Origin of the sequence: Paenibacillus favisporus, assembly GCF_040545415.1 — a bacterium.
Classification (GTDB): Bacteria; Bacillota; Bacilli; order Paenibacillales; family Paenibacillaceae; genus Paenibacillus_AQ; species Paenibacillus_AQ favisporus.
The window spans coordinates 727,456-744,063 of the sequence record NZ_JBEPLV010000001.1 but is presented as its reverse complement, the minus strand read 5'-3'; the positions used below and the strand labels follow the sequence as shown (position 1 = coordinate 744,063).

15 protein-coding genes are annotated in these 16,608 nt (G+C 54.7%); 4 read left to right on the top strand and 11 right to left on the bottom strand.

What is annotated here, in order from left to right:
- Window positions 1–139: 139 nt before the first annotated feature.
- From ABID47_RS03595 to ABID47_RS03585, 3 genes are all read right to left on the bottom strand, one after another.
- Window positions 140–1,519 (bottom strand): extracellular solute-binding protein, encoded by a 1,380-nt coding sequence (locus ABID47_RS03595; RefSeq protein ID WP_354494936.1) that lies wholly within the window; start codon window positions 1,517–1,519, stop codon window positions 140–142.
- 83 nt (window positions 1,520–1,602) lie between these two features.
- On the bottom strand, window positions 1,603–2,466 hold the full coding sequence (locus ABID47_RS03590) for a carbohydrate ABC transporter permease (protein WP_354494935.1): 864 nt from the start codon (window positions 2,464–2,466) through the stop codon (window positions 1,603–1,605).
- Between the two features lie 65 nt (window positions 2,467–2,531).
- A complete protein-coding gene (locus ABID47_RS03585; RefSeq protein WP_116231614.1) occupies window positions 2,532–3,461 on the bottom strand; it encodes a carbohydrate ABC transporter permease in 930 nt (309 codons plus the stop codon).
- A 222-nt stretch (window positions 3,462–3,683) separates the two neighbouring features.
- Here ABID47_RS03585 and ABID47_RS03580 point away from each other — a divergent pair, with 222 nt between their 5' ends.
- Window positions 3,684–4,586, top strand: coding sequence for an SDR family oxidoreductase (locus ABID47_RS03580; RefSeq protein ID WP_354494934.1), 903 nt, complete (start codon window positions 3,684–3,686; stop codon window positions 4,584–4,586).
- 353 nt (window positions 4,587–4,939) lie between these two features.
- Here ABID47_RS03580 and hpaB read toward each other — a convergent pair whose 3' ends face one another.
- Complete coding sequence (gene hpaB / locus ABID47_RS03575; RefSeq protein ID WP_354494933.1) at window positions 4,940–6,397, bottom strand: 4-hydroxyphenylacetate 3-monooxygenase, oxygenase component; 1,458 nt, start codon at window positions 6,395–6,397, stop codon at window positions 4,940–4,942.
- 284 nt (window positions 6,398–6,681) lie between these two features.
- On the opposite strand from hpaB, the gene ABID47_RS03570 reads away from it, so the two are divergent.
- On the top strand, window positions 6,682–7,431 hold the full coding sequence (locus ABID47_RS03570; protein ID WP_354494932.1) for a GNAT family N-acetyltransferase: 750 nt from the start codon (window positions 6,682–6,684) through the stop codon (window positions 7,429–7,431).
- Window positions 7,432–7,515: 84 nt separating this feature from the next.
- Here ABID47_RS03570 and ABID47_RS03565 read toward each other — a convergent pair whose 3' ends face one another.
- Window positions 7,516–7,941 (bottom strand): hypothetical protein, encoded by a 426-nt coding sequence (locus ABID47_RS03565; protein ID WP_116229766.1) that lies wholly within the window; start codon window positions 7,939–7,941, stop codon window positions 7,516–7,518.
- 139 nt (window positions 7,942–8,080) lie between these two features.
- Here ABID47_RS03565 and ABID47_RS03560 point away from each other — a divergent pair, with 139 nt between their 5' ends.
- Together ABID47_RS03560 and ABID47_RS03555 are read left to right on the top strand one after the other, a co-directional pair.
- Window positions 8,081–8,944 carry a class I SAM-dependent methyltransferase gene (locus ABID47_RS03560; protein WP_116229765.1) on the top strand — a complete coding sequence of 288 codons (864 nt, stop codon included), beginning with the start codon at window positions 8,081–8,083 and terminating at the stop codon, window positions 8,942–8,944.
- A 3-nt stretch (window positions 8,945–8,947) separates the two neighbouring features.
- Window positions 8,948–9,679 (top strand): RluA family pseudouridine synthase, encoded by a 732-nt coding sequence (locus ABID47_RS03555; protein WP_354494931.1) that lies wholly within the window; start codon window positions 8,948–8,950, stop codon window positions 9,677–9,679.
- Window positions 9,680–9,872: 193 nt separating this feature from the next.
- Here the strand turns inward: ABID47_RS03555 and ABID47_RS03550 are convergent, their stop codons facing one another.
- The 6 genes from ABID47_RS03550 to gyrA form a co-directional block, all read right to left on the bottom strand.
- Complete coding sequence (locus tag ABID47_RS03550) at window positions 9,873–10,727, bottom strand: class I SAM-dependent methyltransferase (RefSeq protein ID WP_354494930.1); 855 nt, start codon at window positions 10,725–10,727, stop codon at window positions 9,873–9,875.
- 196 nt (window positions 10,728–10,923) lie between these two features.
- On the bottom strand, window positions 10,924–11,574 hold the full coding sequence (bshB2, locus tag ABID47_RS03545; protein WP_105442154.1) for a bacillithiol biosynthesis deacetylase BshB2: 651 nt from the start codon (window positions 11,572–11,574) through the stop codon (window positions 10,924–10,926).
- A gap of 20 nt (window positions 11,575–11,594) precedes the next feature.
- Window positions 11,595–11,939 carry a YojF family protein gene (locus ABID47_RS03540; RefSeq protein WP_076170972.1) on the bottom strand — a complete coding sequence of 115 codons (345 nt, stop codon included), beginning with the start codon at window positions 11,937–11,939 and terminating at the stop codon, window positions 11,595–11,597.
- A 200-nt stretch (window positions 11,940–12,139) separates the two neighbouring features.
- Window positions 12,140–13,360, bottom strand: a complete 1,221-nt coding sequence (locus ABID47_RS03535; RefSeq protein WP_354494929.1) for an MFS transporter — start codon at window positions 13,358–13,360, stop codon at window positions 12,140–12,142.
- A gap of 94 nt (window positions 13,361–13,454) precedes the next feature.
- Complete coding sequence (locus ABID47_RS03530) at window positions 13,455–13,859, bottom strand: MarR family winged helix-turn-helix transcriptional regulator (RefSeq protein ID WP_076170968.1); 405 nt, start codon at window positions 13,857–13,859, stop codon at window positions 13,455–13,457.
- A 279-nt stretch (window positions 13,860–14,138) separates the two neighbouring features.
- Window positions 14,139–16,604, bottom strand: a complete 2,466-nt coding sequence (gene gyrA, locus ABID47_RS03525) for a DNA gyrase subunit A (RefSeq protein WP_354494928.1) — start codon at window positions 16,602–16,604, stop codon at window positions 14,139–14,141.
- Between the last annotated feature and the right edge of the window lie 4 nt (window positions 16,605–16,608).

Sequence of the window (16,608 nt, the reverse complement as noted above, 5' to 3'; positions counted from 1 at the left end):
TACTGTTTTTCAAACACACGCAATGGGATCATTTGCTCCTGCCGCCAGGCAGCTACAATTTCGTATATCGTTCTTGCGTCTCCTGGTAAAAAAGGAAGTGCAAGGGCCCCGGGAAGGGCCCCGCACTCGCTTTAATCTGTCACTTCAAATTGGCGGACCATTTCTCCGCGCGGTCCTGCAGTTCGTCCAGGAACTGCTGGATGTCCGGCGCGTTGCCGGAAGCCGCCTTGCTGATAAAACCATTGACAGCCGGGACGATATCGCTCATATAGAACGGATTGGCTTCGTCCATCAGCTCGGAGTGCCCGACATTGGCGATGTCCAGCGCCTTTTTCACATATTTGTCTTCCGGCTTCACAAAATCGGCCTGCTTGATCGTCGGTGTCATCGCGAAGTTTTCATACGTATATTTTTGCGTCATCGGGCTGGTCAGGAATTTGAGAACTTCCCAGGAAGCTTTCACGTCCTTGGCGTTCTTTGCCATGACGAACGGATCCACGGCCACCCAGCCTTCGCCTTTCGGGCCCATATTCATCACCGGCTCGAACCGGTCCAGCAAATCCTTGTTATTGTTTGCGATAAATTCGTTCATCGTCGCGCCGCCGGTGCTGTCCAGCGCAATCGCGATGTTGTTTTTCTCAAGCCCGAAGTTTTCAGCTCCCTGGGCTGTGATAAAACCGGCCGGCGGCAGCTTTGCGGCTTCCTTCAGCCATTCCATGACCTTTACCATTTCCGGGGTGTTCAGATGCCATTTGATCGACTTTACGTCTTTCAGCGAGCCTTCGGCCCCTTTCGCTCCGAAAGCCAGAGTCAGCGCCACAAAGGTGGAGCCGTTCAGCGAGTTGCCCGACCAGTATACGCCGTAGTTCTGCTCGCCGGTTTTCGGATTTTTGCCGGTCATCTTTTTAGCTTTTTCCAAAATTTCTTCCGGGGGTGCTTTCTCCGTCAAGCCTTCGACGCCCCAGTCGCTGAACAGCTTTTTGTCATAGATCGTCATGCGGCGGCCCAGCACGGCAGGAATCCCGAACTGCTTGGATCCGTCCGGCGACTTGGTGCTGTAGGAATTGTTCATGATGCCGTCCAGGTAAATGACGGGATCAAACGATGTGTCTTCTTTGATCAGGTCGTCCAGATCACGCAGCAGTCCGTCCTGATACCATTGGGAGGCAAAAGCTCCCCCGGTGTACAGCACGTCGGCATCCCCCGACATGAGCATCGCCGTTTGCTTGGCCTTAACGTTCTCCCAAGGAATTTGGTACAGCTCCACCTTGATATTCGGGTACATTTTCTTAAACGTCTTATCCATGTACTCGGTCAGCCCGATCGTCGGATTGCCCGTCTGCGCGTTGATCCCGTTGTCGAGCTGCCATCCGGCCAGCGCCACCCGGACGGTTCCTTTCATGTCGGAGACTTGCTTGATCTCCACGCCGCCGGTCACGTCCTTGCCTGACCCTTCAGAGCAGGCTGCCAGCGTGAATACGAGCGTGCAGGACAGCAGAAGCAGAAGCCATTTTTTCATGCATGTTCCCCCTTTTCATCATCAGTGTGTTCGCAATCATCATAGGTGCCGTGCGGCCCCAAGGCCGCGCTTCGCCGGGTTTACTACTTGATCCCGGACAAAGCAATGCTTTCGATAATGTAACGCTGCAAAAACATATATACGACGACGACAGGAATGAGACTGACCGCCGTTGCAGCCATAATGATCGAGGGCTGTTGGTTGATGCCGTTGTTATACGTAAACATCGCCAGGCCGATCTGGATCGTATATTTGGCAGCGTTCTTCAGCACCAGCAGCGGCCACAGCATTTCGTTCCACACGCCCAGGAACAGGAGGATGATCATGGTGGCGATAATCGGCGTGCAGAGCGGCAAATACACCCGGCCGAACACGGTGAACTCCCCGGCGCCGTCGAGAATGGCGGCTTCGCGCAGACTGGACGGCAGCTGGTCGAAGAAGGCTTTGGCCAAAAACGTGCCGAAGGCATAGTTAAGTGCCGGTAAATAAAAAGCCAGATAATTGTCCAGAAGCCCCAGCTTGCTGAAGAGCAGGTACTGCGGAATCATGGTCATTTCAAACGGAATCATCATCGTACTCAGCGCCAGCAGAAGCACCAGGCTCGCCCCTTTGAACCGCAGCTTGGAGAGGGCATAACCGGACAGCAGCGCGGACAGGGAGCTGACAACGATAACGCCTGCGCTGACGATGATGGAATTGATGATATAGCGGAACATTTTAATGTTCGTAAAGGCCACTTCATACGTGCGTATGGACGGCTCTTCCGGCCAGATTTTCGGGGGAAACGTAATGTTCAGCCGGGCCCCCCAGTCAAAGCTGGTCACGAGCATCCACAGGAATGGCACGATCATAATAAAGGAGCCGAGAAACAGCACGATGGCGAGAATCCACTGACTGACAGGGATTTTTTTGCGGCGCAGCGCCTTGGAATCGGCCGTTTGGATCATGGCGGGACCTCCTTTGCTTAAGTATCAAGTAGTTCTGATATGACGTCGGTATTGGCCCTAGTGCGTCAGTAGAGGCTGTCTTTGCGGCGGTTTAACAGCATCATAACTGCGGTCAGCACTAAAATGATGATGAACAGCAGATAAGAAGCGGCTGTGGCCAGACCCATTTGCGATGCCAAAAATGCGTTCCGGTATATGTACAGCACCACCGTCATCAAGCTTCCGCCAGGATTGCCTGCCGTACCGCCGATCAGCCACACGTCAGTGAACCGCTTCATGCCGCCGATCGTGCCCATAATGAGCATAAAGACGAAGATCGGACGTAAATAAGGGATGGTGATATGGAGCCATTTCTTGTACCCGCCTGCCCCATCGACTTCAGCGGCTTCGTACAGGTCGCGCGGCACGCTTTGCAGGCCTGCCAGAAAAATGATCGTGTTGTAGCCAAGCGCCCCCCACAGGCTCATCAGCACGATGCTGTAGCGCGACACCTCCGGATTCGTAAACCAGCCGATGGGATGGTGAACCCCGAACCAGCTCAGCACAAAGTTCAGCAGCCCTTCTTTCGATGGGAAAAACAGAAACGAGAACAGGAGACTGGTCGCTACCGCCGACACGACGTTCGGCAGAAAATAGACGGCCTTAAAAAAGTTTTTGCCGAAGTTCCATTTGAGATTGTTGATCAGGCTCGCCAGCACGAAGGATAATACGATGCCGAGCACCACGGACAAGACGCCCATCAAAAACGTATTTGTAAGCGCTTGCCAGAAGACCGGATCCTCTAGGGCATACCGGTAATTGCTGAGCCCCACCCACTTTCCGTTCAGCGACAGGCCCGACGTCTGGTGAAAGCTGATAAACAATGCGGCAAACATCGGATAGATGGCAAATGCGAGCACGCCGATAATTAATGGGGCGCTGAACAAATAGCCGGTCCAATCATTGCGCGTGAACCATTTTTTTCGTTTGGGTGTCATTCTCTTGTCAGCATTCATCTCATTGCTTACTATCAATCGGCCCTCCTCCTTCCAAAAGGATCCCTAATGCCAACAACATGCGTCATCATTGGGTGATCATCAGCTTTGGTACATATTTATGTCCGGGACAGCCGTTTATGTTCGTTTGTTATTTCGATGTAAGACTTAAAAATAACTGGCACACTCGCCCATCCCGTGAATAGACTGTGTACCATCAAATGCTTAAGGAAGGATTGGCCGATGAACTATCCGTATGCTAAATATGGCGTCATTCACCAATGCAAGGACATTCCGGTGGCATTTCCGCCGGATCAGCACCAGCACGGGCAGCCGGGGATTGAATATGTGATGAACCCGCTCCCTGTCTCTGAAAATCCGAACTATATCGGAACCGGTAAATTAAAGGGCAAGGTGGCGATCATCACCGGAGGAGACAGCGGTATCGGCCGTGCGGTCGCCATCGCTTTTGCCAAAGAAGGCGCCGACCTTGTGATCGTATATCTTAATGAGCACAGAGACGCGCAGGACACGGAGCGGCGAATCCGCCAGCTCGGCAGAAATTGCCTTCTGCTTCCCGTTGACGTGCGGTCGCCGGGTTTTGCATCGTATATCGTAGACAGCACTCTGAAGGCATTCGGGAAAATCGACATTCTCATTAACAATGCCGGGGTTCAGTACTTCCAAACCTCACTGCTGGACATTTCCGAAGAACAGCTGCGCAATACGTTCGAAGTGAACATTTTGTCCTTTATCCTCCTGACCAAGGCGGTCCTCCCCCACCTCCGGCCGGGAAGCAGCATCGTAAACACCGCATCCGTGACTGCGTATGTCGGCAATGATACGCTCATGGACTACTCCTCGACCAAAGGTGCGATCGTCAGCTTCACCCGCGCTCTCGCCCGAAATCTTGCCCCTCAATGCATCCGGGTTAACGCGGTTGCTCCGGGTCCCGTATGGACGCCTCTCAATCCCGCTTCGATACCTCCTGAGCGGATTGCCGTCTTCGGCCGCGACGTGCCGCTGGGGCGTGCCGCCCAGCCTTACGAGCTGGCACCCACGTATGTGCTGCTGGCTTCGGACGACGGGTCGTATATCACCGGAACGACGATCCACATCAACGGAGGGCAAATGGTTACTGATTAGTGATGAGGCAGAACCGCAAAGCGGCGGCGCTTTAGCATCAATGCAAATTCGATCTTTACGGGACGGAAGACCCGGGTCAGAATCGTTAAGCGGTTTGCAAGCAAAAAAAGAGAGCTGGAATATAGCTCTCTTTTTTGCAGCTTATGATTTTCCTTTTCCGCTGACAAGTCCAATGATCATGACGACAAGTGCCAATAAAGCGATCAGCTGATCGATCGTCATCGCCGCCCGCCTCCTCTGTGCAAGGATGGCTCTTCCCAGGCGGCTTCTCTCTCCCGTGCTGCTTGCGTACGTTCCCCATTACAGATATATGAGTGGTCCGGGTGGAATATGACCGATCCGTAGAACAGTGATTACAAATCCCGCAGGAATCGCTGAACCCGCTCCTTGTACATCTCCTTATCCAAATAGCCTTGAAACAGCCTGTTGCTGGCTACCTGCTGTCCCCCGAAGAAAAAGCGTTCATAGAGCTGCTGCCGCCCGCCGAAACCGCTGCTGCTCAGCTCCCAGGCCAGCCGGAACAGCGCAGTCTTATCCCGGGCGTCCATGTTGCTGCTTTTGAGATAAGTCGATAAATAGGGAGCAATCCCGGTTGCCTCAAAATCCTGCTCCGACGGAATCATAATGACGCTGCTGGACCCGAGCAGCTGGATAATTTCCATCATCCGTGCATACATTTGAGGATAGATAATGGTAGCGGACCAGAGCGGCTTATAGTCGGGCAGCATGCTCCCCCACCGGTCCACCTTTGCTCCTGCTTCGGAGGCGAGCAGCAGCGCCTTGAGCGACTCCAGATTTACGATCACCTCTGTCACTTGTTCGGTGACCACGCTTCCGGTTCTTTCCAGTGCGTCGGCGATGGACAAAATGATTCCAAGTACAAACTCGGTCTTCGCCACGTATCGGCAGCAAACCTGGTGCGCTGCATGCACGTGAAAGCCGCTCTGTGCAAAGAAGCGTATGGACAGGCTGTCGTTGCCAAGAATGAATATACGCTCCCAAGGAACGAGCACGTGATCGAAAATGACGAGAGTGTCCATTTCCTCAAATCGCGAGCTGAGCGGATAATCGTAAGCCGAATCGCCGCCGACCAGGCTTTCACGGCTTATCCACTTCATACCCGGAAGGTTGTTCGGGACAGCAAAAGCAAAAGTTTCAGGATTGTCTTCCTCCTGAAACAGAAACGATGCCGGCGGATACACGAGAATTTCATCAGCTGTGACGCCCTGCGTCGCCAGCAGAAACGCGCCTGACACGATGACGCCTTCTGTCGTCTGGTCGACGATGCGCGCCGCGGCATTGACGATCGTCCCGTCATCAAGCATTTCGGCGGTACGGCTCGCCGCCGGCTGCACGAAGGCGTGGGACAGCGTAATGTCATGCTCTGAGCAGTACCGGTAGTAATTCCGCATGTTGTCCGCATACTTCGCATCCGCTTCAGCCAGCAGCTCCGACGCGGCAGCGTAGGCCATAACGGCCGTGTTCATATAATCCGGCGATCTGCCGAGCAGGCCGAAATGCCGCTCACCCCACAGCGTCATCGCTCTCCTGCGTCTGGCCAAATCTTCCTTGGTCTTCGGCTGTAAGTACGATAAGCCTACCGTCTTCCCGGTTTCCGGAGACGTGTATGTCAGAAGCTGCGCATACTCCTCCGCGACCTGCATATCGTACAAAGACGCCTGAGTGCTCATTAACCCGCGGAATGCCGCATGGTCGGACAGCTTTCCTTGGATTTGCTTACCTCGAAGCCAAACCTCCGGCTGTGCCTGGTCGATCCGTTCTATATACTCCTTACCGTTTTTCACCGGCATACGGACGGCTCCCTTCCTAGGAAATGTTACATTCATCCTATTCCGTTCCGATCTATGAAGTGAGGTATGACCGCCTAATCATGAAGGCTCTGCATGAACAAAAAAACCTTGCATAAAGTGCAATTCACTCTCTTTAACGCCAAATAGGAACATGATATGATAGCAGAAAATAATGAATATGGGGGAAGCAGACTATTCTTAATCCAAGTCAACTAGGCGATATCTCCGCTCTGCAGGAGCTGTGCGAGCGGGCCGATTCCATCACTCTGAAATTAAACTGGAGCATGCTGAAGTCACGTCCCGCGGACGCAAAGCTGGACTTTTTTCATTATTCCGGCGATATGCTGACCGGTTTTCTCGCCTTGTATCCGCTCGGCGGCGGTCTCGAGGTATGCGGCATGGTACATCCGGATTACTGGCGTCAGGGAATATTTACGGATCTATGGCAGGACGCCATCCGCTCGGCTAACGTTTCAGTCTATAAGACCGTCCTTCTGAATACCCCGGCCTCCTCTTCCAGCGGCATAGGCTTCATCGAGTCCCAAGGAGGGGTGTTCTGCCATTCGGAGTACCAAATGAAATGGCATGACGACGGCCAACCTGTCACGGAAGCGGACCCGTCGGTCCGGCTGCGAAACGCGGAGCTTGCCGACATGGAGGACATCATCGCCATCGATCAGGAAGGATTCGAGATGAGCCGGGAGGAATCAGCCGAAATCTACTCATCGCTATTTCAGGAAACGGGAACCCGGCCGCTCATCATTAAACGGGATGGGGTTACCGTCGGCAAGGTATCTCTTGAAGATACAGGATCCGATACGTGGATATACGGCTTTGCGGTGAAAGCATCTGTTCGGGGGCAGGGAATCGGCCGCAGCACACTGATGCTCATCGTATCCGAAGCGATAGCCCGGGGGCGGGACATATGGCTGGAAGTGGCGGTTCAGAACCCCAATGCGCTCCGGCTGTATGAATCCTGCGGCTTCAAAGTGATGAGACAGCAGGACTACTACGAGTACATGGCGTCCCAATAATCGCCACAAGAAAAACCGGCTGCGCTTGGCAAGTCCAAGGCGCAGCCGGTTTATTGCGTTGTGCGGGGCGGGGTGGACTGGGGTTTATACCCTCTCCGCATTCAGCTTGGCTTCCATCGATAGAACGGCCTGGAATTCATAGACCAGCGCCCCGTTATCCGCTACCCGTAAATGGACCTGACCTTTGCGGCGCATCGCTTCCAGCGCCTCGCCGGCCTGCTCCATGCTGAGCGTCGTATTCAAGGCAACGTCCGCTGCGGTCAGCAGGTTCTCCTGCTCCGCAGCCAGGTGGAGAATGCTCTTCTCCATCTCGGGGGTGATCTTCATCCATGCTCTCGCTTTTTTCGTTTTCGTGCGCAGTATAAGTCCGATTCCAAGCGGAAGCACGGCGAAGACAAGGAAGCCAAACCAATCCTTCGTGCCGCCACGGACCGCCAGATTGACATAAAGAATGCCGCAAAACAAGCCAAACAAAGTGAGAATCCACGATATTTTCCGTCTGCTGCCCACCGGCAAGTCCTCCTTTCGCGAGGGGTTATCTTTATTATACCTTTACCCGCACCGAGTATGAAGAAAGTGCATTGTATGTACGAAATGTTGTACAATATAAGCTAAATGAAATTAAAGAACAGAAGGATGGAATGCATTCATGTATGTAGCACGCGATTGGCAGGATTATGAATTGATTGATACCGGGGACGGGGAAAAGCTGGAGCGTTGGGGAGACGTCATTCTCCGCAGACCCGACCCGCAGATTATATGGCCGCTCACCAACGAAACGGGGCAGTGGCGCCAAGTTCACGGGCATTACCACCGAAGCTCTTCGGGCGGCGGCCAATGGGACATGAAAAAGCCGATCCCCGACCGCTGGACCGTTTCCTACGACAAACTGAAGTTCCATATCCGCCCTACCAACTTTAAGCATACCGGTTTGTTCCCCGAGCAAGCAGCCAACTGGCGCTGGATGATGGACAAGATTGCCGGGGCGGGCCGGCCGATCCAGGTGCTTAACCTGTTCGCCTATACCGGCGGAGCCAGCGTGGCGGCAGCTTCCGCAGGCGCCCAAGTCGTCCATGTCGACGCCGCAAAAGGCATGGTTCAATGGGCCAAGGAGAACCTGCAGCTGTCCGGCCTCGGGGACCGTCCGGTCCGTTTCATAACGGACGACGTGTTCAAATTCGTGCAGCGCGAACAGCGCCGCGGCAATAAATACGATGCGATCATCATGGACCCGCCATCCTACGGCCGTGGACCCGGCGGGGAAATGTGGAAGCTGGAGCAGAGCCTCTATCCCTTCGTCGAGAGCTGCATGAGCATCATGTCGGACAACCCACTGTTTATGCTCATTAATTCGTATACGACCGGTATTTCGCCGACCGTACTGCATAACATCCTGTCCATGACGGCAGCCCGCCGGTTTGGAGGAAGCATTTCCTGCGGCGAGCTCGGACTGCCGATTACCGCCTCCGGACTGAATCTGCCGTGCGGTATTTTGGGAAGATGGGAGTCTTAAACGATGAGCAGAGCCGATGGTCAGGACGTCCGCATTCCGATATTGTATGAGGACAATCATTTATTAGGCATCGTGAAGCCGGTCAACGTGCCTACGCAGGAAGATGCCTCCGGGGACGCCGATCTGGTCAGTCTGCTCAAGGAGGACATCAAGATCCGTTATAACAAGCCCGGCAACGTATTTGTCGGCCTGGTGCACCGGCTGGATCGCCCCGTCGGCGGGGCGATGGTGTTTGCCAAGACATCCAAGGCCGCCTCTCGGCTGTCGGAAACGGTACGCTCCCGCAAGTTCCGCAAAGTGTATGCGGCCGTCGTACACGGGAGGCTGCCTGCGCCGGCAGGAAGCCTGAAAGACTTCCTGCTCAAGGATGCCAAGACCAATACCGTGTCTGTGGTGAAGCCAGGAACATCCGGCGCGAAGGAAGCGCTGCTGGATTACGAAGTGATCGCAGAGGCGGACCGCTATAGCTTGGTCAAAGTGGAGCTCCATACCGGCCGTTCCCATCAGATTCGGGTTCAGATGAGCCATGCCGGCTGTCCGCTTTACGGCGACCAGAAATACGGCAAAGGGGTGAATAAGCCGGGGCAGCAGATCGCCCTGTGGTCTGTCATCGTCGGCGTCCCTCATCCCGTCACAAAGGAAGAGATCGTTCTTGCCTCGCTTCCGCCTGCCGAGCATCCCTGGAATTTGTGGCCGGAAGCGACCCTGAACGCTTTGACGGACAAGGAATCATAATTCATCCCGCCCGGCGGCTGCAATCGGCCGCAATCAGCACAAAAGCCGGAGAGCCATGCATACGCAGGCTTTCCGGCTTTTTTATAATTTTAATAAGAATTAGTTCTGCGGAACTGACAAAAGACGGTTGCGATCCAACTTCGGCATTATTCCGGCATCCAACGTCCGTCTCGTTCGGGCATTCTTTTTCCCGTCAGTTTCTTCTCAGCACCAGCATAGAGGAGGCTCCGCGCTGGAACTCGTAGTCCGACGGCCGTTCCTCGGCTGACCATCCGTTTCCAGCGGCGAACGTCAGCAGCTTCTCTATGTCCTCGTACCTGCGGCTGCTCTGGTCCACCAGCGGAAAAATCCGGATTTCCCCCTTCGTCACCCGCATCAGCTCAGCCACCGTCTGCTCATGAAACGCGTAATCCAGCTTGTCGCTGTACATAAACAAAAAATGCGCAGACAGCGTCATGTCAAACTGCCGGTCTGCAAAGGGCAGCACCGGCAAAGCGGCGGCAACATATCGCTCAGGATGCTGCTCCATATCCTCGACCGTGGCGGTCAAGGCCTTGGTACGCTCGCTGCGGAGCCCCTCGGGACCGTCGAATTCGTCCCACCGGTACTGATCGCCCAAGCTCTCCACATGCTGCACCGCATGCCCGATATCGAGCCTTCCCTTCGCCTCAAGTGCCGCAGGGTCAAACTGATAGGCTATATCCGCAGCAACGGCTTCAATGCCGATCTGCCTCGCTTTAGCCGTAAACGAGCATGCCCCGCCGGGGCAGTCCAGGACGGTTCGTCCCTTCAAGTCCCCGGGCTTCAAATTAAACATCCGCAAATATTCGTCGTAGGTTCTTCCGATGAAGACGATCCGCTCCAGCCGGATGTCCCCCGCATCTCCTTCGGAAAGGCTAATCTGATCACCGCTTGGCTCCTCATCGGCCAGCCCTCTCCCTGTCAGCCCTGCTGCGGTACCTTGTTCTGCGGTACGCTCCTTCTCGTCAACCTCTGCTCTTCTCAACTCTTCTCGGCTCATCTTCAGGGCCACAACCTTTCTGCTCACATCTTAATCCCAAACAGGATTTCACAAATTGTATCCGCCGGAGCCCCATGTTGTCAATATCCCCCTTGGCGTCAAGACGCGCCTGATGTGCTTTCGCACCAAGGGCCGGCTTACTGCTTCGATAATACTGCACAAAAAAAGACGGGCGCTGCAGTGATGGCAGCAGCCCGTCCGGCTTGTCTTCGAATCCATGCTATTATTCAAAATGATAAGTCCAGAACCGCTCCTGGCTGAAGCGCTCCAGCACAGCTTTATCCAGCTCCGACTGTCCGCTCGTCTCCCAGCGGAACTGCGACTGATGGGCGCGGATTGAGGCAAACTTCTGCGGCAAATAATCGCGCACATCCACGAGGACATCCGGTTTGCCAAGGATCTTCTCGCACCCGTTGGAGAATGCCAGGCAGTGCACTTTCGGCCGCTCTTTCTTCGGCATGGCCGTCACGGTCCGGATAACCGCGGCTCCGGTCGCGTCATGGTCCGGATGAACGGCGTAACCCGGGTAGAACGTGATGATCAGCGACGGCTTCACTTCGTCAATCAGCGCGCGCAGGCGGCTGGTGAGCATCTCCTGATCCTCGAACTCCACCGTCTTGTCATGCAGACCCATGAGGCGAAGATCCTGGATGCCGATCGCCCGGCAGGACTCCTCCAGCTCCTTCCGGCGCAGCTCGGGAAGCGTCACGCGGTTCGCCAAGATGGGATTGCCCATGTTGCGGGCCATTTCCCCCAGGGTTAAACAGGCGTACGTCACTTGGGTTCCGGCCTGGATATGCTTAGCCAGCGTCCCCGACGTGCCGAACGACTCATCATCGGGGTGGGGAAACACCACAAGGATATGTTTTTCCATATGTCTAACCTTCTCTCTCGTTAAAATGGTTGGCGGCTCAGCTGAAGTGCCACGACGAGCTTGCCGTCGCTGTCATGTCCAGCCATGATCAGCCGATCCGTTTCCGTTTCTTCAAAATGGGTCAAACCTTGGGAATAAACCCAGCCCTGCTCCATCTTGAGGCCGACCCGGTATGGGCCAAAGCCGGCGATGGAGCCCTGCGAATATCGGACGACCCCGTTATGGATAAACGTCGATGCGGTAAATTTGGATGAATCGTTGTGTGAAGCATAAGCACCCGTTGTCATTTCAAGGTGTATATAAAGGTCCTGGTTTTTCAATGAATCTAGCATCTCCTGGACCATGCCGGGATTGATCAGCTGCATATTCCTTCCCCCATTCTGATAGCGTCTAACTGCAACAATATTTATTATAATTCAAAACAACCGGAAATCACAATCAAACCCGTAGATTTAGTCATCTTGGGTGGAAGAACGGGCGTGGCAAAGTCCAAAAATATGCATGACGAAAAAGGAAAGAAGCTGCCCGGGACAGCTTCTTCAACACATGACGTATTTATTGCCGTTTAATCGGCCAGTTCCTTGCCTTTGGTTTCCTTACCGAGAAGCAGCACTCCGATTGCACCGATCAGCACAATGACAAAAAACATGCCGAAAATGGTATCGATGCTGATGCCCTTGCCAACCATCACGCCTACGAGCAGCGGGGCAATTACGCCGCCGACCCGGCCAACCGAGGTGGCCAGCCCCACGCCGGTGGACCGCACCCGGGTCGGATACAGCTCCGGTGTATAGGCATACATGCCGCCCCAGGCACCGAGGTTAAAGAAGGACAAGCAGATGCCTGCAGCAATCAGCATGCCTTCTGTGTCTGCATAGCCGAACCACAGCGCACTCAGCGCCGTCAGCGTCAAATAAGTAACCATAACGAACTTGCGTCCGAACTTTTCGATGAAGTAAGCCGCGGTAAAATAACCGGGCAGCTGGGCGATCGTCATGATCAGCACGTATTCAAAACTTTTGACCAAACTGAAGCCTTTGAGAACCATGACCGACGGCAGCCACAAAAACATGCCGTAATAGGAAAACACGACGGTAAACCACAGAATCCACAGCATCAGCGTGGAGCGGCTGTGCTCTTTAGCCCAAATCGACTTGAATTTGGTCCCGAAGGACAGCTTCGAGACGCTTGCCTGCTGCTCCTTGAAACGCGGCGCATCTTCGATGGATTTGCGTAAATATATGGCATATAGCGCAGGTAAGGCCCCGATGACAAACGCAATCTGCCATCCGTACTTCGGAATGACGAAGTACGACACCAGCGCAGCGACCAGCCATCCTCCCGCCCAGAAGCTCTCCAGCAGGACGACGGCTCTGCCGCGGTCGCGTGCCGGCATCGACTCCGAGACGAGCGTTGAAGCCACCGGCAGCTCGCCGCCAAGACCGATGCCGGTAATAAACCGCAGCAGGCACAGCACGGCAAAGCTTGCGGCCAACGCGGACAAGCCGCTCGCCACCGAAAAAATGAGCAGGGTCCACAGCAGGATCGTCTTGCGTCCGAACCGGTCGGCCATATAACCGGCAGCAGCCGCTCCGATGACCATGCCGACAGAGTTCATGCTGGTCAAGACTCCGACCTGCTGCGGTGACAGCTTCCATTCGGCCGTTAATGCCGTAACGATAAACGATATGATGCCGACATCCATAGCGTCGAACAACCAGCTGAAGCCGGCGCTAAAGAGCAGCTTTCTTTGCTTGGGGTGCCGCAAAAGCTCTAACTTACTCATCCAATGATGACTCCTCTTGAAGAAATAATAGGGATACAAGCATCGTTATCCATACGATGCCCTAAACGGCGCTTTCCAACACGCCGGGGCCGGTTTAGGCCGTGATTTTGCCCAATAGATACACCAGCAGCTGCTGGTTGTGAAGTGAGATTCGGCTCAGCACGCCGGACAGGAACGCATCGCGGATCTGCAGACCGCGGAGCACTTCGTTCTTGCCCTTTTCCGAAATGGACACCCATACGATCCGCCTGTCATTCAAATCCCGCTCACGCTGGATCAGCCCGTTCTTCTCCATACGGTCCAGCAGCATGGTGACCGCGGCAGGGCTCGTCGCCAGCAGCGGGGTCAAGTCCGAAGGCTTCATCCGTTCCTGATCGCTCAGCACTTCAAGCACGGTTAGCTGGGACTCCGTCAGGGCCGGGGCGAGCTCGTTTTCCATATGTAATTTGTAATCTTTGCTTAGTTTAGACCACATTTTCGCAAATTCGGAAGTCTGCACTGTATATCCTTCCTTTCGCTCAGTATCTTGTAATCGCCATGATTTACATGATTAAGTTTCGCGCAATTTAAAGCAATTCCTTCTTCACCATGAAAAATTTCTTTGCTTGGTTCGTGAAAACTGTGTAAATTTACAGGAAAAACATCCCCTATAACGCGGCTCCGATGGCCTTCCCGTGCCCATTTAGAACCTTTTCGGGGAGCCACGAAATTTTTAAAAATTTTCGGTTAAAAACAAAGGGCATCCCGCAGCCCGGGATGCCCTTTCAGCTATTGATTTTTATGATTTGGACTCCGTCCGGCTCGGCTCAGAGCCGGTCACGAGCAAATCGACAATCTCGTCCTTCTTCTCTACATGCACGAGCAGCTTGCCGATCGATTTCCGCTCGGCGAGCGGCGCCTGCTCCGAATTGAAGCTGAAGCTTTGGCCGGCTTGGGTTATGGCCGTGATCTCAAGCGGCTCGCGGCAATAAAACGCTCCCGCGATGCGGGTTCCGTTCGGCTTCACCCGCTTGCCTTCCTTGAACTCGAACGTAGCAAGTCCCTTGCCGCCCCGGCTCTGCGGCAGATAGTCCGCCAGCAGCGTCCGTTTGCCGTAGCCCAGATCCGTCAGGGTGAGGATTTCGCCCTCGTCCTCTTCTACCCACAGGGCGGATACGACCTCATCGCCTTCCTTGAGCTGAATTCCGCGCACTCCGGCGGATACGCGGCCCATCGCATTAACCTCCTGCTCCTTGAAGCGGATGCTCATGCCGTCCTTGCTGACCAGCAAAATGTCTTTGTCGTTATTGCTCATCGTCACCGACAGGACCGCATCGTCGCTGCCGACCTTGCAAGCGGCAACCGCGCTGGAGCGGTTAGTCATGTATTCTTTCAGCTCCGTCCGCTTCACTTGGCCCTTGCGGGTCACGAAGACGAGCGATTTATCCGGCTGATCAAAATTGTTGACAGGGATGGCCCCGACGATCTCGTCTTCCTTCGCCAGGTTGATGACGTTGACGATCGCCGTTCCCGGGTCCTTCCACTTGAACTCAGGCACCTGATGCACCGGCAGCAGGAAGAATTGGCCTCGCTGCGTAAAGATCAGCAGATTGTCCAGCGTGTTGACCTCCAGCACCCTGTTGACATAATCGCCTTCCTTCACCCCGGAGCTGTCCAGCTCCCCGCCGGAACGCGTAAACGACAGCATGCTCGTCCGTTTGATGTATCCATCGTTGGACAGAGTTACGAGAACATCCTCCGAGCTGACCATGACTTCCAGGTTGACCTTGATTTCCTCAACCTCGCCCTGGATCGAAGAGCGCCGGTCCACACCGTACTTGTCGCGGATTTCGAGCAGCTCCTTGCGGATCAGCGCGATCAGCTTCTTGTCGCTCTCCAGAATCGCCTGGTACTGGGCGATCTTCTTATGCAGCTCGTCCAGCTCCTTCTGCAGCGTCGTGATCTCCAGGTTGGTCAGACGGTACAGCTGCAAGGTCAGAATCGCATCGGCCTGACGCTCCGTAAACCCGAACATCCATTGCAGGTTGTTCTGCGCATCCTGGCGGTTGCTGGAAGCCTTGATGGCCGCGATGACTTCGTCCAGTATGTTCAGCGCCTTGACAAGACCTTCGAGCACATGGGCTCTCGCCTCCGCCTTCTCGAGATCAAACTGCGTCCGGTACGTCACGACCTCGCGCTGATGCTCGATGTAGGCCTGCAGCATCGCTTTCAGTCCAAGCTGCTGCGGCGCCTTGTTGACGATGGAGACCATGTTGAAGTTGTACGTCACCTGCAAGTCGGTCTTCTTAAGCAGATACGCCAGAATGCCCTGGGCATCCGCTTCCTTCTTGATTTCGACAACGATGCGCAATCCTTCGCGGCCGCTTTCGTCACGAACCTCCGAAATTCCCTCGATTTTTTTCTCGAGTCGAATATTCTCCATTTGTGTCACCAGTCGCGATTTGACGACCTGATACGGAATTTCGGTAATGACGATTTGCTGCTTGCCGCCGCGCAGAAACTCGATGTCCGCTTTAGAACGGAGATAAATCCGTCCCTTGCCCGTCTGGTACGCTTCCTTGATGCCGTCGCCACCCATGATCAGGCCGCCCGTCGGAAAATCGGGCCCTTTGATAAAGGTCATAATTTCGTCCAGTTCGATTTCCGGCTTCTGCATGACGGCGATGCATGCGTCGATCACCTCGCGCAGGTTGTGCGGCGGAATCTCGGTTGCAAAACCCGCGGAAATGCCGCTGACCCCGTTGACCAGCAGATTCGGATACCTGGAAGGAAGAACGACCGGCTCCTTGGCGGTATTATCAAAGTTGTCCTTGAACTGCACGGTGCGCTTCTCAATATCCCGCAGCAGCTCCATGGCGATCGGCGACAGGCGGGCTTCCGTGTACCGCATCGCTGCGGCCGGATCATCGTCAATCGAACCCCAGTTGCCGTGACCGTCCACAAGCACATGCCCCATCTTCCAAGGCTGGGCCATCCGGACCATGCCGTCATAGATGGACGCATCCCCGTGGGGATGATAGTTACCCATCACGTCCCCGACGGTTTTGGCGGATTTACGGTAAGGTTTATCCGGTGTGTTGCCCGAATCGTACATCGCGTACAGAATCCGGCGCTGAACAGGCTTCAGGCCGTCCCGCACGTCGGGAATGGCCCGGTCCTGAATAATATATTTGGAGTACCGGCCAAAGCGGTCGCCGACGACCTCCTCCAGAAAGGCCGGTAAAAATTGTTCCGATAAGCTCATCCAT

What these genes read in the sequence shown, in the direction of transcription:
- ABID47_RS03595 (WP_354494936.1), bottom strand. Translation starts at nt 1,519, where the DNA reads ATGAAAAAATGGCTTCTGCTTCTGCTGTCCTGCACGCTCGTATTCACG.
- ABID47_RS03590 (WP_354494935.1), bottom strand. Translation starts at nt 2,466, where the DNA reads ATGATCCAAACGGCCGATTCCAAGGCGCTGCGCCGCAAAAAAATCCCT.
- ABID47_RS03585 (WP_116231614.1), bottom strand. Translation starts at nt 3,461, where the DNA reads ATGAATGCTGACAAGAGAATGACACCCAAACGAAAAAAATGGTTCACG.
- ABID47_RS03580 (WP_354494934.1), top strand. Translation starts at nt 3,684, where the DNA reads ATGAACTATCCGTATGCTAAATATGGCGTCATTCACCAATGCAAGGAC.
- hpaB (WP_354494933.1), bottom strand. Translation starts at nt 6,397, where the DNA reads ATGCCGGTGAAAAACGGTAAGGAGTATATAGAACGGATCGACCAGGCA.
- ABID47_RS03570 (WP_354494932.1), top strand. Translation starts at nt 6,682, where the DNA reads ATGCTGAAGTCACGTCCCGCGGACGCAAAGCTGGACTTTTTTCATTAT.
- ABID47_RS03560 (WP_116229765.1), top strand. Translation starts at nt 8,081, where the DNA reads ATGTATGTAGCACGCGATTGGCAGGATTATGAATTGATTGATACCGGG.
- ABID47_RS03555 (WP_354494931.1), top strand. Translation starts at nt 8,948, where the DNA reads ATGAGCAGAGCCGATGGTCAGGACGTCCGCATTCCGATATTGTATGAG.
- bshB2 (WP_105442154.1), bottom strand. Translation starts at nt 11,574, where the DNA reads ATGGAAAAACATATCCTTGTGGTGTTTCCCCACCCCGATGATGAGTCG.
- ABID47_RS03540 (WP_076170972.1), bottom strand. Translation starts at nt 11,939, where the DNA reads ATGCAGCTGATCAATCCCGGCATGGTCCAGGAGATGCTAGATTCATTG.
- ABID47_RS03535 (WP_354494929.1), bottom strand. Translation starts at nt 13,360, where the DNA reads ATGAGTAAGTTAGAGCTTTTGCGGCACCCCAAGCAAAGAAAGCTGCTC.
- gyrA (WP_354494928.1), bottom strand. Translation starts at nt 16,604, where the DNA reads ATGAGCTTATCGGAACAATTTTTACCGGCCTTTCTGGAGGAGGTCGTC.